The sequence below is a fragment of the Microbacterium salitolerans genome, from assembly GCF_019720895.1.
GTDB lineage: Bacteria > Actinomycetota > Actinomycetes > Actinomycetales > Microbacteriaceae > Microbacterium.
This window is the reverse complement of the sequence record NZ_JAHKSH010000002.1, coordinates 235,151-250,607: the sequence shown is the minus strand read 5'-3', so window position 1 is coordinate 250,607 and position 15,457 is coordinate 235,151. Positions and strand designations below refer to the sequence as shown.

General features: G+C 68.5%; 13 protein-coding genes. 4 read left to right on the top strand and 9 right to left on the bottom strand.

What is annotated here, in order from left to right:
* Positions 1-40: 40 nt before the first annotated feature.
* The 6 genes from KOL93_RS04365 to sufB form a co-directional block, all read right to left on the bottom strand.
* Complete coding sequence (locus KOL93_RS04365; protein WP_308291532.1) at positions 41-1,192, bottom strand: MalY/PatB family protein; 1,152 nt, start codon at positions 1,190-1,192, stop codon at positions 41-43.
* Between the two features lie 108 nt (positions 1,193-1,300).
* A complete protein-coding gene (locus KOL93_RS04360) occupies positions 1,301-1,630 on the bottom strand; it encodes a metal-sulfur cluster assembly factor (protein WP_221584106.1) in 330 nt (109 codons plus the stop codon).
* Positions 1,631-1,639: 9 nt separating this feature from the next.
* A complete protein-coding gene (gene sufC / locus KOL93_RS04355) occupies positions 1,640-2,410 on the bottom strand; it encodes a Fe-S cluster assembly ATPase SufC (RefSeq protein ID WP_221584105.1) in 771 nt (256 codons plus the stop codon).
* Between the two features lies 1 nt (position 2,411).
* Positions 2,412-2,738 (bottom strand): non-heme iron oxygenase ferredoxin subunit, encoded by a 327-nt coding sequence (locus KOL93_RS04350; protein ID WP_221584104.1) that lies wholly within the window; start codon positions 2,736-2,738, stop codon positions 2,412-2,414.
* Complete coding sequence (sufD, locus tag KOL93_RS04345) at positions 2,735-3,946, bottom strand: Fe-S cluster assembly protein SufD (protein ID WP_221584103.1); 1,212 nt, start codon at positions 3,944-3,946, stop codon at positions 2,735-2,737. Before sufD ends, KOL93_RS04350 begins: the two co-directional genes overlap by 4 nt.
* Positions 3,947-3,948: 2 nt before the next feature.
* Positions 3,949-5,367: a Fe-S cluster assembly protein SufB gene (sufB, locus tag KOL93_RS04340; protein WP_221584102.1), complete on the bottom strand. Its 1,419-nt coding sequence runs from the start codon at positions 5,365-5,367 to the stop codon at positions 3,949-3,951.
* A gap of 228 nt (positions 5,368-5,595) precedes the next feature.
* Here sufB and KOL93_RS04335 point away from each other — a divergent pair, with 228 nt between their 5' ends.
* Positions 5,596-6,642 carry a COX15/CtaA family protein gene (locus KOL93_RS04335; RefSeq protein ID WP_221584101.1) on the top strand — a complete coding sequence of 349 codons (1,047 nt, stop codon included), beginning with the start codon at positions 5,596-5,598 and terminating at the stop codon, positions 6,640-6,642.
* 3 nt (positions 6,643-6,645) lie between these two features.
* Here the strand turns inward: KOL93_RS04335 and KOL93_RS04330 are convergent, their stop codons facing one another.
* Genes KOL93_RS04330 through KOL93_RS04320 form a run of 3 tightly spaced genes read right to left on the bottom strand, consistent with a single transcriptional unit; the run spans position 6,646 to position 10,347 of the window.
* Entirely contained in the window at positions 6,646-7,872 is a 1,227-nt protein-coding gene (locus KOL93_RS04330; protein ID WP_221584100.1) for a hypothetical protein, read from the bottom strand.
* A complete protein-coding gene (locus KOL93_RS04325; RefSeq protein ID WP_221584099.1) occupies positions 7,869-9,359 on the bottom strand; it encodes an MFS transporter in 1,491 nt (496 codons plus the stop codon). The genes KOL93_RS04330 and KOL93_RS04325 overlap by 4 nt, the downstream gene beginning before the upstream one ends.
* 37 nt (positions 9,360-9,396) lie before the next feature.
* Entirely contained in the window at positions 9,397-10,347 is a 951-nt protein-coding gene (locus KOL93_RS04320) for a heme o synthase (RefSeq protein ID WP_260405932.1), read from the bottom strand.
* 305 nt (positions 10,348-10,652) lie between these two features.
* Between KOL93_RS04320 and tkt the strand changes: the two genes are divergently transcribed.
* The 3 genes from tkt to KOL93_RS04305 are packed head-to-tail and all read left to right on the top strand — an operon-like array spanning position 10,653 to position 15,447.
* Positions 10,653-12,749: a transketolase gene (tkt, locus tag KOL93_RS04315; protein WP_221584097.1), complete on the top strand. Its 2,097-nt coding sequence runs from the start codon at positions 10,653-10,655 to the stop codon at positions 12,747-12,749.
* Positions 12,746-13,852, top strand: coding sequence for a transaldolase (gene tal, locus KOL93_RS04310; protein WP_221584096.1), 1,107 nt, complete (start codon positions 12,746-12,748; stop codon positions 13,850-13,852). The genes tkt and tal overlap by 4 nt, the downstream gene beginning before the upstream one ends.
* Positions 13,849-15,447 (top strand): glucose-6-phosphate isomerase, encoded by a 1,599-nt coding sequence (locus KOL93_RS04305; protein ID WP_221584095.1) that lies wholly within the window; start codon positions 13,849-13,851, stop codon positions 15,445-15,447. Before tal ends, KOL93_RS04305 begins: the two co-directional genes overlap by 4 nt.
* The last annotated feature ends 10 nt before the right edge of the window (positions 15,448-15,457 follow it).

Sequence of the window (15,457 nt, the reverse complement as noted above, 5' to 3'; positions counted from 1 at the left end):
ATTCAATAGGAGTCTATCGTAAGTCGATAGATCTCATCGGTCAGCCCACGAGCCGTCCGATCCGTTCGATCGCCTCGGTGAGGATCTCGGGCCCGGTGCCGTAGTTGATCCGGGCGAAGCCCGCCCCCGCCTGGCCGAACGACAGGCCCGGGACGAGCGCGACGCGCGCCTCGTCGAGGATCCGCTGCGCAGGGGCGTCACCCCAGCCGAGGAGGTTCAGATCGACCCACGCGAGGAACCCCGCGTCGCCGGGCTCGTAGACGGCGCCCGGCACGTGCTCCGCGAGCAGGTCGACGAGCAGCGTCTGGTTCGACGCGAGGCGCGCGACGAGCGCGTCGAGCCACGCATCACCCTCTTCGAACGCCGCGATCCCCGCCTGGATGCCGAACAGCCCCGTGCGCCATTCGACCTCCATCGGGATGTCCTGGACGATCCTCGTCATGCGGTCGGACGCCGTGACCAGGTGCGCGCACTTGAGTCCGGCGAGGTTGAATGCCTTGCTCGCGCTCTGCACCGACACCCCCACCTGCTCCGCCTCGGACGACGCGGTGAGGAACGGCGTGAAGGACGCCCCCGGCATGGCGAGCGGCGCGTGGATCTCGTCGCTGATGACGACGGCGCCGTGCCGGTCCGCGATGCGCGCGAGCTCCGCGAGCGTCTCCCGCGAGTGGGCGGTTCCGGTCGGGTTGTGCGGGTTGCACAGCAGGATCGCGACGGCGCCTTCGGCGAACGCTCGCTCGATGTTCTCGAGGTCGAGACTCCAGCCCTCCTTGTCGCGCAGGAGCGGCACGTCGACGGCCTGCGTGCGCGACTCATCGTGCACGTCGAAGAACGGCGGGTAGACGGGTGAGGTGATGACGACCTTCTCCCCCGGCTGAGCCGTCGCGCGGATCAGCTCGGCGACGCCCATCATGACGTCGCAGGTCGTGCGCACGCGGGCAGGGTCGACCTGCCACCCCCAGTGGCGGTCCGCGAACCCGGCGAACGCCTCGGGGTAGCGCGTTTTCGGCGGCACGTACCCCGTGTCGCCGATGCGCAGCGCCTCCGCGAGGGTGCGCTCGATCGGCTCGGCGAGCGCGAAGTCGGTCTCCGCGACGAACAGCGGCAGCACGTCGTGCGGGTGCGTGGCCCACTTCGTGCTCGAGCGTCGGCGCAGGGTGTCGAGGGGCAGAGCGTCGAGAGGAGTCGTCACGCCCTCGAGCCTATCTGTCGTCTGCGGCGCGCGGCATCGGGACGCAACACCGCGAAACGGCCCGCAGAGGACTCTGCGGGCCGTTCAGGAGGGATGGTTGCGACGTCGTCAGATCGCGAAGCCGAGCGCGCGCATCTGGTCGCGCCCGTCGTCCGTGATCTTCTCCGGCCCCCACGGCGGCATCCACACCCAGTTGATGCGGAACCGCTCCACGACGCCGTCGAGCGACTGAGCCGTCTGCTCTTCGAGGACGTCGGTCAGGGGACAGCCGGCGCTCGTCAGGGTCATGTGCACGATGAGAGCGTCGTTCTCGTCGTCCCAGGCGAGGTCGTAGATGAGGCCCAGGTCGACGACATTCACCCCGAGCTCAGGATCCATGACGTCCTTGAGCGCCTCGGTGACCTCGTCGAACTTCTCAGAGGTGAGCGTGGCAGTCATAGTCTGACCTTACGCCTCGATCGGAGCGTCGTCAGGCACGTAGCCCGCATAGCCTTCGGCCTCGAGACGCTCAGCGAGCTCGGGCCCGCCCTCCTCGACGACCTTGCCGCCGACCATGACGTGCACGAAGTCGGGCTGGATGTAGCGGAGGATGCGCGTGTAGTGCGTGATGAGCAGCGCGCCGAGACCCGTGCTCTCCTTCGCGCGGTTCACGCCCTCCGAGACGACCTTGAGCGCGTCGACATCGAGGCCGGAGTCGGTCTCGTCGAGGATCGCGATCTGGGGCTTGAGCAGTTCGAGCTGGAGGATCTCGTGGCGCTTCTTCTCGCCGCCCGAGAAGCCCTCGTTGACATTGCGCTGCGCGAACTTCGGGTCCATGCGGAGGTTCTTCATGCCCTCCTTGACGTCCTTCGTCCAGGTGCGGATCGCGGGAGCCTCACCGTCGAGCGCCGTCTTGGCGGTGCGGAGGAAGTTCGTCACCGTGACGCCCGGGATCTCGACCGGGTACTGCATCGCGAGGAACAGGCCCGCGCGAGCACGCTCGTCGACCGCCATCTCGAGAACGTCCTCGCCGTCGAGCGAGATGGATCCGCTCGTGACGGAGTACTTCGGGTGTCCGGCGATCGTCGACGCGAGCGTCGACTTGCCGGATCCGTTCGGGCCCATGATCGCGTGGGTCTCGCCGCTCTTCACGGTGAGGTTCACGCCGTTGAGGATGGGGATCGTTCCCTCATCCGTGTCGACCGTGACGTGCAGGTCGCGGATCTCGAGAACAGCCATGTCAGTCTTCCTTCTTCACGTTGATGTCGATGAGCACGTCGTCGCCGTCGATCTGGACGGCGTAGACCGGCACGGGCTCGTATGCGGGGAGGTTGAGGGGCTTGCCGGTGCGCAGCGAGAATGCGGACCCGTGCGCCCAGCACTCGAGCGAGTCGCCCTCGACGAAGCCCTCTGACAGCGAGATGTCGCCGTGCGTGCAGACGTCGCCGATCGCGTGGACCTCGTCGTTGCTGTCGCGGACGACCGCGATCGCCGTTCCCTCGACCTCGACGCGGAGCGCCTCATCCTGCTCAAGCTCGCTGAACGAGCACACGCGCGTGGCGGTCACGCGGCCACTCCCTCGGCAATCTCGCGCTCGATGTCGGCGATGAGCGTCTCCTGCAGGCCGGGGATCCGGATCCGCTGCGGGATCTCCGCGAGGAAGCCGAGCACGACCAGACGACGTGCCTCCTCCTCCGAGATGCCACGCGCCTGCAGGTAGAAGAGCTGCTCGTCATCGAAGCGTCCGGTCGCCGAGGCGTGACCCGCGCCCTTGATGTCGCCCGTCTTGATCTCGAGGTTCGGGATCGAGTCGGCGCGCGCACCGTTCGTGAGGACGAGATTGCGGTTCGCCTCGTACGAGTCGGTACCCGTGGCATCGGGGCCGATGAGCACGTCGCCGATCCACACGGAGCGAGCCGTGTCGCCCTGGAGGGCACCCTTGTACAGCACGTCGCCCGTCGTCGCCTCGCCCTTGTGGAAGAGGTAGACCTGGCTCTCGAAGTGCTGCCCGGCGTCGCTGTAGGCGAGCCCGAACATCTCGCCGTTCGCGCCCGTTCCGGCCAGCTCGAGGTTCGGGTTGACGCGCACGAGGCTGCCGCCGAACGTGATGACGAAGTGCGTGAGCGATGCGTCGCGATCGACGCGCGCCTGATGCGCCGACGCGTGGATCGCGTCGTCGCCCCACTTCTGCACCGAGATGACGGTGAGGTTCGAACCGTCGCGCGCGATGATCTCGACGTTCTGGGCGTACTGGGCGGAGCCCGTGTGCTGCAGGACGACCGTGGCCTTCGACATCTCCTCGGCCTCGATCACGATGTGGGCGTCGGCTCGAAGCTCGGCGCCCTGTCCCGTGATGTCGAGCACGATCGGCTCGGCGACCTCCTCCTCGCGCGGCACGCGGATGTGGATCGCCTCCGCGGATCCGTGCCAGGCGACGGCCGCCGTGAGGTCCTCAGGAGCGAAGAACTCGCCGCGCGGCGCGTCGCCGATCTTCAGCCCCGGAGCCGCGTACTGCGCGCCCGATGCGAACGTGTGCGTCACACCGTCGTTCGTGGTCGCCTGCGTGAACAGCGGCTCGATGCGCGTGAGCGGCGTGTGCTTCCAGTTGACCTCGCGGCCCGTGGGAGTGCCGAAGTCGGCCGGGTCGAACGACCGCGGACGCTCGGACCGGGTCTGGATGGGCGCGGTGCGCTCGGCGTCCGCGACCTGAGCCGCGGGGTCCACGTGGGCGTGCTGATCCTGCGCCCCCTCGGGCGCCTTCGTCGTGGTCGTCATTCTTAGCCGACCGATCCTTCCATGCCCATCTCGATGAGCTTGTTGAGTTCCAGCGCGTACTCCATGGGCAGCTCTCGTGCGATCGGCTCGATGAAGCCGCGCACGATCATCGACATCGCCTCGGTCTCCTCGAGACCGCGGCTCATGAGATAGAAGAGCTGCTCTTCGCTGACCTTCGAGACGGTGGCCTCGTGACCGAGTACGACGTCGTCGTTGCGGATGTCGATCGCAGGGTAGGTGTCGGAACGCGACTGAGTGTCGACGAGCAGGGCGTCGCAGACGACCGAGTTCGCCGAGTGATGAGCATTCGCGTCGACGCGCACCTCCCCGCGGTACCCCGCGCGTCCGCCGCCGCGGGCGATCGACTTCGAGACGATCGACGACTGCGTGTACGGCGCCATGTGCACCATCTTCGCGCCGGCGTCCTGGTGCTGACCGGGACCGGCGAAGGCCACCGAGAGCGTCTCGCCCTTGGCGTGCTCGCCCGTGAGGTAGATCGACGGGTACTTCATCGTGACCTTGGAGCCGATGTTGCCGTCGACCCACTCCATCGTCGCGCCCTCTTCGGCCACGGCGCGCTTCGTCACGAGGTTGTAGACGTTGTTCGACCAGTTCTGGATCGTCGTGTAGCGCACGCGGGCGTTCTTCTTCACGATGATCTCGACGACGGCCGAGTGCAGCGAATCGCTCTTGTAGATCGGCGCCGTGCAGCCCTCGATGTAGTGCACGTAGGAGTCTTCGTCGGCGATGATCAGCGTGCGCTCGAACTGGCCCATGTTCTCCGTGTTGATACGGAAGTAGGCCTGCAGCGGGATCTCGACGTGCACGCCCTTCGGGACGTAGACGAAGGATCCGCCCGACCAGACGGCCGTGTTCAGCGCGGCGAACTTGTTGTCGCCCGCGGGGATGACGGTGCCGAAGTACTCCTGGAAGAACTCGGGGTGCTCGCGCAGCGCCGTGTCGGTGTCCATGAAGATGACGCCCTGGCTCTCCAGGTCCTCGCGGATCTGGTGGTACACGACCTCCGACTCGTACTGCGCGGCGACGCCGGCGACGAGGCGCTCGCGCTCGGCCTGCGGGATGCCGAGGCGCTCATACGTGTTCTTGATGTCGTCGGGCAGGTCCTCCCAGGACTGGGCCTGCTTCTCCGTGGTGCGCACGAAGTACTTGATGTTCTCGAAGTCGATGTCGCTGAGGTCGGCGCCCCAGGTCGGCATGGGCTTCTTGCCGAAGAGCTTGTACGCCTTGAGGCGGTTCTTCAGCATCCATTCGGGCTCGTCCTTGAGGCGCGAGATGTCGCGCACGACGGCTTCATTCAGCCCGCGCTGGGCGCTCGCGCCGGCGACATCGGAGTCGTGCCAGCCGAACTCGTACACCCCCAGCCCGTCGAGTTCGGGGCGGTCGATCAGCACTTCAGACATGACGGCTCACACTCTCCTCAGGGGTCTCGAACAGTGTCATCTGTCCCACCGTCTCGGAGCGGAGGCGGTGTGGGTGGACCCTGCATGGCGGCGCAGAATTCGCGCCTAGACTGTACGCGGATGCTCCGAGCGCTCACGCTCGCATCCATCCGTTCCCCCGATTCTACAGGTCTCACCTGGTTCGTCGCCCTTCTTGGACATTCGTTCCAGGACTGTCAGGAGCCCCACATGACGACGCCCCGCCGCACGACCGCGTTCCCGCCGGCTCTCCGAGTGCTGGCGTGGCTCTCGTTCCTCGCCGAAGTGATCATCATCGGCACGGGCGGCGCCGTGCGACTCACGGGATCCGGACTCGGCTGCTCGGAGTGGCCGCTGTGCACGCCGGGGTCGCTCGTCCCGACCCAGGAGCTCGGGGTGCATGGCATCATCGAGTTCGGCAATCGCACGATGACGGGCCTCGTGGGGATCCTCGCGATCGCCGTCCTGCTCCTGACGCTCGCGCGCGTCGGATCGCGCCGCGACGTGCTCCGGGCGGTGTGGTTCGCCCTCGCCGGCATCGCTCTGGCGGTCGTGGCCTTCGCGCTCACTCAGGCGTTCTGGGTCGCCACATCGGTGCTCCTCGTCGTGACGGTCCTCGCGGCGATCGTGTCCGTGACAGCGATGGCCGAGCGCCGCGATCTCACGGTGCTCGCCTGGATCGTCGTCGTCGGCGTCGTCGCGCAGGCCTTCGCGGGCGGCATCACGGTGCTCACCGAGCTCAACGCATTCATGGTCGGCTTCCACTACGCCGCGTCGCTCGTGCTCGTGTGCGTCACCGCCGCCTATCTGGTGCGCCTGCGCGGAGCACCCGGCCCTCGCGAACTCGCGGTGCCCCGGTGGTACGCCGGCTTGACGCATGCGACGTCCCTCGTGCTGGCCGCGACCATCTTCTTCGGCGTTCTCACGACGGCGAACGGCCCGCACTCGGGCGACGAAAACGTGGTCCGTTCGGGATTCGACGCGACATGGCTCTCGCACGTGCACTCGTGGCCCGGCTATATCCTGCTCGCGCTCGCCCTGATCCTCGCCGCCGCTGCCTGGCTGCAGAAGCTGCCCACCCGCCCGTGGTCGCTCGTGTTCCTCGGCGCGCTCGTCGTGCAGATCCTCGTCGGCGTCTGGCAGGCCAACGCGGCGCTGCCCCCGGTGCTCGTCGGGATCCACATGGTCCTCGCGTCGCTCACCGCAGCCGCCTACGTCGTCGTCGTGCTGCGCCTCAAGACGCCCGTCGGCGCATAGAGGTCAACGACAGTCCTTCGACGCGTCGACGTAGCGCTGCTCCGGGGGAACGCCGTCGTAGTAGTAGTCGACGCCGTTGCCCCACGGGTTGTCGTAACCCATGCCGATCGCCCAGGCCGTCGCCATGAGCTCGACGTCCCCGTCGAACGTCTCGTCGAGCATGTCGCGGCACTGCGACGTGATCGCGTGACCGGCCTCGTGGACCACGAGACCCTGGAACCGCTCGTCGGGCCAGTAGGCGGCGATGCTGTTCGACAGCTCCATCGTCGAGTAGCCCCCCTCTCCGTACCACCAGGTCGTGTACCCGCCGGCGGACTCCCCCTGGCCGAGTCCGTTGACGATCGGCGCCCAGTCGAAGTCGATGCGCACATCGCCGATCAGCGAGCGGACGAACTCCTCGATCTCGAGACGGGTTTCGGCGAGTCCATCACCCTGGTCCTTCTCCGCGAGCTCGTCGGCCTGCGAGCGCTCGACCGCCTGCGCGCTCTCGACGAAGCTCCCGACCGACCACGCGAGATCGCCGAGGTCGGCGTCACGCGCGACCTCGGCCGAGTACTGCAGGGAGATGCGCCTCGGCGCCATCGCCGAGATGTTCGCCTCCTCGATCCGCACTGCGGAGTCGACCATCGTGCCCTGCACGTCGCTCACGGCGCGCTCGAGAGCGGGCACCGCCTCGTCATACCCGGACGCGAGGTCGGCGAACACGGTCGCGGCCTGCTCGATCTCGGCCTGCTCGCCCTCGAGCTCCCCCGCTGCCCGCTCGTACTCCTCGGTCGACTCGAACTGCTGCGCATCGACGGCGACCACCTCGCCGATGTCGGGCGTCTCCGTCTCTTGGAGGCCGCTCATCTCGGAGATCGCGCCGTCCACCTCGCTCACGGCATCCGCGTCGAGGTAGGCAGAGCTGCTCTCCTCGACCATCACATCGGCGGCCTCGAGCAGAGGCTCCGCGTCCGCGGCGGCGGCGTCGAACGCCGCGGACGCGGCATCGTAGGACTCGACGGCCTCGTTCTGCGCACCGACCGCGTCGGCGTAGCGCGCCTCGGCCGACTGACGGGCGATCGCGCCCGAGATCACGCTCCACGCGAGCACACCGGCGATGACGAGCACCACGACGCCGACCACGACGAGGCCGAGGATGAGACCCCTCGGCTTCTTCCCACCGGGCGCCGACGCGCCGCCCGCGGATCCCTGGGGCGGCTGCGGCGACGGGAAGGCGGAGGTCGTCATGCCTCTATCGTGCCCTGGCGCTCGCTGCGGCGGCGGCCTCCGAGATCCACGAGCGCGACGACGAGCGCCGCCGCGACGAACAGCGCAGCGGACAGAAGACCGGTCCCGTATGCATCATGGAAGACCTCGCTGCCAGATCCTGCGACCTCCTCGCGATAGATCGTCGAGTAGAACAGCGACAGGGCAATCGCCGCGCCGATCGCGTTGCCGATGCGCTGCCCGAGCTGCCCGACGGATCCGGCGAGTCCTCCCTCGGCGGGGGGGATCTCGGCGAGCGTGAGCGTCTGGTTCGGCGAGATGACGAATCCTCCCCCGATCCCGCCGACGATGAGGGCGCCGACCATGAGCCACGGCGTCGCCGCGTCCGAGGCGAGATGCGCGATCGCGACGAGTCCGACGATGGCGACCAGCACGACGGCCAGGCCGAAGACGACCAGGCCCCGTCCGAACCGGAGCACGATCTTGCCGCCGTACCACGATGTGAGCGCGCTCATGAGGGCGAATCCGATCGTCACCATGCCGGCGTAGACCGCCTCGAGCCCGAGCCCCGTCTGCAGATACAGGGCCGTCAGAAGGAACACCGAGGGCAGCGCGGCGAAGTACAGCGACTGCAGCAGTGTGCCGTTGCGCCAGGACGTGACGCGGAACAGGCGCAGCGGGACGAGCGGCTGCCCTCCGGACTTGGCATAGCGGCGCTCCCAGGCGATGAAACCGGCCGCGACGAGCACGCACGGGACCAGCAGCCACCAGCGCGCCGGCATGTCGTCCGGGGAGCCCGTCGTGAAAAGGAACGGCACCATGAGCGTGACGACGACGATCGCGAACAGGACGAGGCCGACGGGATCGAGGGAGAGCTTCTCGCCGCTCGGACGCCGCACCTCCGGAAGGAGTCGGATCGCGAGCGCGAGCACGACGATGCACAGCGGCACATTCATCCAGAAGATCCAGCGCCAGCCATCGGTCTCGCCGCCGAGCCCGATCAGGAGCCCGCCGAGCGTCGGGCCGAATGCCGTCGCCAGCCCGATCGTCGCACCGAAGAGCCCGAACGCCGCACCGCGCTCGCGGCCCGTGAACACCTGCTGGATCGTTCCCATGACCTGCGGCATCTGGATCCCTGCCGCGATGCCCTGCAGGAAGCGCCCGACCACCAGCACCCAGATGTTGGGCGCGAGAGCGCACAGGATGCTCGTGCCGGTGAAGGCGATGAGGCCGACCACCATGAGCGTGCGACGCGAACGCTGGTCGCCGATGCGCCCGAACGGCACGAGGAACAGGCCGAACGCCAGGATGTAGCCGGAGACGACGAGCTGCAGCTCGGTGGATCCGCCGCCGAGAGCCTGCTCGATCGAGGCGAGGCCCACGTTGACCTTGGAGATGTCGAGGATCGTGAGTGCCGCGACGGAGACGCACACCCAGAACGCGCGCCAGCGACCCGCGTGGTCGAGCTGGATCGTTCGTGTGACAGGTGGCTCGCCGGGAGTGCTCATGATGGGTTCAGGCTATCGCCGCCCACTCGCCGAGACCTCAGAACGGCAGCAGCGGGTCGATCGCGACCGCGAGGAAGACCAGGGTGAGGTAGGTGATCGACGCGTGGAACACGCGCATGGGGCGCGCCACGGATCCCTCCTCGACTCCGGCGGCCGCCTTCACCGACATGCTGTACATCCGGTGCGTCTCGTAGATGAACCAGGCGCCGAAAACGAGAGCGGAAGCCGTATAGACGACGCCCATCTCGGCCACGGGGACGAGCAGGAGCGAGCACGCGACGGTCGCCCACGCGTACAGCACGCACTGCAGCCCGACCTGCGCACCCGAGCGCGTCGCGCCGAGCATCGGGACGTCGGTCTCGTCGTAGTCGGCCGCGTACTTGATCGACAGCGGCCAGTAGTGCGGCGGCGTCCAGAGGAACACGAGGGCGAACAGGACGAAGGGCGCCCAGCTGAGCGAGTTCGTGACGGCGGCCCAGCCGATCAGCACGGGGAAGCAGCCGGCGATGCCGCCCCACACGATGTTCTGCTCGGTGTGACGCTTGAGCAGCATCGTGTAGATGACGACGTAGAAGAAGATCGCGATGCACGACAGCGCCGTCGTGAGGAGGTTGGTGAAGGCGAGGAACCACACCGCCTGGATGATCGCGAGGGTCCATGCGAAGATCAGCGCGGAACGCGCGCTCACCTCTCCCGTCACGATCGGCCGGTTCTCGGTGCGCTTCATCTTCGCGTCGATGTCGCGGTCGAGGTACATGTTGAACGCGGCGGCCGAACCGGCGCTCAGGGACCCGCCGATCACTGTCGCCGCGACGAGCCAGAGATTGGGAAGCCCCTCTGCCGCGAGGAACATGACAGGGACGGTCGAGACGAGCAGGAGCTCGAGAACGCGCGGCTTCGTGAGCGCGACGTACGCCTTGATCGTGCGACGGACGTCGCGGGGGCGCGCGGTCCGCTCCACGACTTCACTGCGGCTCGTCGTCGACAAGGCGGTTCCTCCCGGGGCTCGGCTCCACCTGAAACTCCCCCAGTCTAGGCCAGGCCCCACCTGCACGATGACCAGCATCCTCACATGCTCACGGAGCCGGGGGTCCCGAATTGAGACGTTCGTCATGCCGCGGACACCACCCCGGAATGCGGTTGCCGTCATGCCCTGTCACGCTCGAGCGTGCCGCGTCGCAGAAACACTATGCTGGGGCCGGACGCGCGTCGATGCTGGCGGGCCCATGCCCGATTCCAGCTCTCCGGTCGCCGCAGGCCGCGACGCTTCACCCCCTCACGAAAGGCGGTCCCGTGACGGAACTGCGTTGGGACGAGATCGATCGACGTGCTGTCGACACTGCGCGAGTGCTGGCGGCCGATGCCGTCGAGAAGGTGGGCAACGGCCACCCGGGAACGGCGATGAGCCTCGCCCCCGCGGCCTACCTGCTCTACCAGCGCGTGATGAACCACGATCCCGCCGACACCCACTGGCCGGGCCGAGACCGCTTCATCCTCTCGGCGGGCCACTCCTCGCTGACGCAGTACGTGCAGCTCTACCTCGGCGGATTCGGGCTCGAGCTCGACGACCTGAAGGCGCTGCGCACGTGGGGATCGAAGACCCCGGGTCACCCGGAGTTCGGCGAGACCGACGGCGTCGAGATCACCACGGGCCCCCTCGGACAGGGCCTCGCCTCGTCCGTGGGCTTCGCCTACGCCGCTCGGTACGAGCGCGGCCTCTTCGATCCCGAGGCCCCCGCGGGCGAGAGCCCGTTCGACCACCACGTGTACGTCATCGCGTCGGACGGCGACCTGCAGGAGGGCGTCACGAGCGAGGCGAGCTCGCTCGCGGGACACCAGCAGCTCGGAAACCTCGTCGTCCTGTACGACGCCAACCAGATCTCGATCGAGGACGACACCGACGTCGCGTTCACCGAGGACGTCGCCGCCCGGTACGAGGCGTATGGCTGGCAGGTGCTCACGGTCGATTGGAAGAAGACCGGCGAATACGTCGAGGACGTCGCCGAGCTCTTCTCGGCAATCGAAGCGGCGAAGGCCGCGACCGACAAGCCCTCCCTCATCGTCCTCAAGACGGTCATCGGCTGGCCCGCTCCGGGCAAGCAGAACACGGGCGGGATCCACGGATCTGCTCTCGGCGGCGACGAGCTGGCAGCCACCAAGAAGGTGCTCGGCTTCGACCCCGAGACGTCGTTCGACGTCTCGGACGACGTCATCGCCCACACGCGCTCGCTGTCCGAGCGGGCCGCGAGCACGCGCGCCGCCTGGCAGACGAAGTTCGATGCATGGTCCGCCGCGAACCCCGAGCGCAAGGCGCTGTGGGATCGCCTCGAGGCGGGCGAGCTTCCCGCCGACCTCGAGAAGGCGCTTCCCGAGTTCGAGGCCGGCAAGGCCCTCGCGACCCGCGCGGCGTCAGGCCAGGTCCTGAACGCTCTCGCGCCCGAGCTCCCGGAGCTGTGGGGCGGATCCGCCGATCTCGCCGGCAGCAACAACACGACGATCGACAGCGCCGCGTCCTTCATCCCCTCGGAGCACTCGACCGCGAAGTTCGCGGGCAACCCGTACGGGCGCGTCCTGCACTTCGGCATCCGCGAGCACGCCATGGCAGCGATCCTGAACGGCATCGTCCTGCACGGCAGAACCCGCGCCTACGGCGGCACCTTCCTGCAGTTCGCCGACTACATGCGTCCCGCCGTGCGTCTCGCCGCTCTCATGAGCATTCCGAGCATCTTCGTCTGGACGCACGACTCGGTCGCGCTCGGCGAAGACGGCCCGACGCACCAGCCGATCGAGCACCTCGCGGCGCTTCGTGCGATCCCGAACCTCGCGGTCGTGCGCCCCGGCGACGCCGACGAGACGGCAGCGGCCTGGCTCGAGATCCTGAAGCGTCGCGGCGGCCCCGCCGGCCTCGCCCTCACGCGTCAGGGTGTGCCGACCTATGCACGCGGCGCAGGCGCAGCCTCCGGCGACGCGTTCGCCTCGGCGTCGTTCGTCGCCAAGGGCGCCTACGTCCTGCAGGAGGCACCGGGCGGAGCGCCCGACGTCATCCTCATCGGCACGGGATCCGAGGTGCAGCTCGCCGTCGAGGCGCGTGAGCTTCTCCAGGCCGAGGGCGTGAGCGCCCGCGTCGTGTCGGCGCCGTCCCTCGAGTGGTTCGCCGAGCAGAGCGACGAGTACCGCGAAAGCGTCCTGCCCGCCTCCGTCACGGCGCGCGTGTCGGTCGAGGCCGGCATCGCGATGCCATGGCGCGACATCGTCGGCGACCGCGGTCGCTCGGTGTCGATCGAGCACTTCGGCGCATCCGCCGACTACAAGACCCTCTTCCAGAAGTTTGGCATCACGGCCGATGCGGTCGTCGAGGCCGCACGCGAGACACTCAAGGAGAACGCATGACCTCCCCCACCGCACAGCTCGCCGACGCCGGCGTCAGCATCTGGCTCGACGACCTCTCCCGCGATCGCATCTCCTCCGGCAACCTCGCCGAGCTCATCACGTCGCGCAGCGTCACGGGCGTCACGACGAACCCGACGATCTTCGCGGGCGCGCTGTCGAACGGCGAGTCCTACGCCACGCGCGTCGGAGAGCTCGCCGCCGGCGGCGCCTCGACCGACGAGGCGATCTTCGCGATCACCACCGACGACGTGCGCGACGCGTGCGACATCCTCCGTCCCGTGTACGACGCGACGGGAACCGTCGACGGACGCGTGTCGATCGAGGTCTCCCCCGATCTCGCGCACGACACCGAAGCGACGATCGCCCAGGCGAAGGACCTCTGGTCGCGGGTCGACCGCGAGAACGCCCTGATCAAGATCCCCGCGACGCAGGCGGGCCTCGCCGCCATCACCGAGACGATCGGTGCGGGCATCAGCGTCAACGTCACGCTCATCTTCAGCCTCGAGCGGTACGCCGACGTGATCGACGCCTACCTCGCCGGCCTGGAGAAGGCGAAGGCGGCGGGCATCGACCTCTCGACGCTCCACTCGGTCGCCTCGTTCTTCGTGTCGCGCGTCGACACCGAGGTCGACAAGCGTCTGACCGCGATCGGGACCGACGAGGCGCTCGCGCTCCGATCGAAGGCCGGCATCGCCAACGCGCGTCTGGCATTCGAGCTGTTCGAGAAGAAGTTCGGCGAGCAGCGCGCCGCCGACCTCGTCGCGGCCGGCGCGAACCCGCAGCGCCCGCTCTGGGCGTCGACCGGTGTGAAGGATCCCTCCCTCCCCGACACCCTGTACGTGACCGAGCTCGTCACGAAGGGCACCGTCAACACGATGCCCGAGAAGACGCTCGAGGCGACACACGATCACGCCGAGATCGCGGGCGACACGGTCACCTCGAGCTACACGGACGCGCACGGCGTCTTCGATGCCCTCGCGAACGCGGGCGTCGACTTCGCCGACGTGACGCAGGTGCTCGAGGACGAGGGCGTCGAAAAGTTCATCGGGTCGTGGCACGACCTCCAGCAGACAGTCAGGAACGCGCTGGAGGCGGCGAAGTGACCTTCTCGATCCACGTCTCCGGCGGGATCAAGGGCGCGGTCGACCAGTGGCTGCCCACGCTCACAGGCGACTACGTCGCCTCGCGGCTCACGAACGGCGATGCGGACCTCTGGGGCCCCGAAGCCGAGTCGGAGGCGGCGAAGCGCCTCGGCTGGGTGAACGCCGTCGAGGTGTCGCGCCCGCTCGTCCCTGAGATCGTGGCCCTTCGCGGCGAACTCGCCGCGAAGGGCGTCGATCGGTTCGTCCTCGCGGGCATGGGCGGATCATCGCTCGCGCCCGAGGTCATCACGAAGACAGCCGGCGTCCCCCTCACCATCCTCGATTCGACGGCGCCCGGTCAGGTCCTCGCCGCTCTCAGTGACGACCTCGAGCGAACCGCGCTCGTCGTGGCCTCCAAGTCGGGGTCGACGGTCGAGACGGATTCTCAGCGCCGTACATTCGAGACCGCGTTCCGTGACCTCGGCATCGATCCGGCCGAGCGCATCATCATCGTGACCGACCCCGGTTCGCCGCTCGACGAGTCGGCTCGCGCCGAGGGCTACCGTGTGTTCAACGCGGACCCCGAGGTCGGCGGCCGATACTCGGCGCTCACGGCCTTCGGCCTCGTGCCGTCGGGCCTCGCCGGCGCCGACATCTCCGAGCTGCTCGACGAGGCCGAGGCCACGCTCCTGCAGTGCGCGATCGACAGCCCCGACAATCCCTCGCTGGTGCTCGCCGCCGCGATCGCCGGCACCTCGCCGCGCAAGGACAAGCTCGGCCTGATCACCGACGGCACGCACATCGCGGGACTGCCCGACTGGATCGAGCAGCTCATTGCGGAGTCGACGGGCAAGGAGGGCACGGGCATCCTCCCCGTCGTCCTGCTCCCCGTCTCGCCCGAGGTCGAGGAGACCCCGTCGGATCTCGCGATCTGCCGCCTCGTCGACGATGCGAACGTCGGCTTCGGTCGCCACGAGGGCGAGATCCTCGTGAGCGGCACGCTCGGCGCCCAGCTCGTCGTGTGGGAGTACGCGACGGCGATCGCGGGCCGCATGCTCGGCATCAACCCGTTCGATCAGCCCGACGTCGAGTCGGCGAAGGCGGCCGCGCGCGGCCTCCTCGACAACCGTCCCGCGCCGGCGGCTCCGGCGTTCGTCGAGCAGGGCGTCGAGGTGCGCGTCACGGACCCCGCACTCGCCGCGTCCGGCACGATCGCCGGTGTCCTCGATGCGCTGTGGGAGCAGCTGGACGAAGACGGCTACGTCTCGGTCCAGGCCTATGTCAATCGCCTCGACCTGGAGCAGATCTCCGGTCTCCGCGAGATGGTCGCGGCCGACTCCGGGCGTCCGACGACCTTCGGATGGGGTCCGCGCTTCCTGCACTCGACCGGTCAGTATCACAAGGGCGGGCCCGCACAGGGCGTGTTCCTGCAGATCACCGAGCGCACCGACGCCGACCTCGAGATCCCCGGCCGGCCGTTCACGTTCGGCCAGCTGATCGAGGCCCAGGCCGGAGGCGACGCCGGGGTGCTCGCCGAGCACGGCCGCCCCGTCGTCACGCTCACGCTCACCGACCCGCAGACCGAGGTGCTCTCGCTCTTCGTGGCCGCACAGTAACCCGCAACCC

Coding starts and splice junctions, on each gene's coding strand:
- KOL93_RS04325 (WP_221584099.1), bottom strand. CDS start 9,359: ATGAGCACTCCCGGCGAGCCACCTGTCACACGAACGATCCAGCTCGAC.
- sufD (WP_221584103.1), bottom strand. CDS start 3,946: ATGACGACCACGACGAAGGCGCCCGAGGGGGCGCAGGATCAGCACGCC.
- tal (WP_221584096.1), top strand. CDS start 12,746: ATGACCTCCCCCACCGCACAGCTCGCCGACGCCGGCGTCAGCATCTGG.
- KOL93_RS04335 (WP_221584101.1), top strand. CDS start 5,596: ATGACGACGCCCCGCCGCACGACCGCGTTCCCGCCGGCTCTCCGAGTG.
- KOL93_RS04330 (WP_221584100.1), bottom strand. CDS start 7,872: ATGACGACCTCCGCCTTCCCGTCGCCGCAGCCGCCCCAGGGATCCGCG.
- sufB (WP_221584102.1), bottom strand. CDS start 5,367: ATGTCTGAAGTGCTGATCGACCGCCCCGAACTCGACGGGCTGGGGGTG.
- KOL93_RS04360 (WP_221584106.1), bottom strand. CDS start 1,630: ATGACTGCCACGCTCACCTCTGAGAAGTTCGACGAGGTCACCGAGGCG.
- sufC (WP_221584105.1), bottom strand. CDS start 2,410: ATGGCTGTTCTCGAGATCCGCGACCTGCACGTCACGGTCGACACGGAT.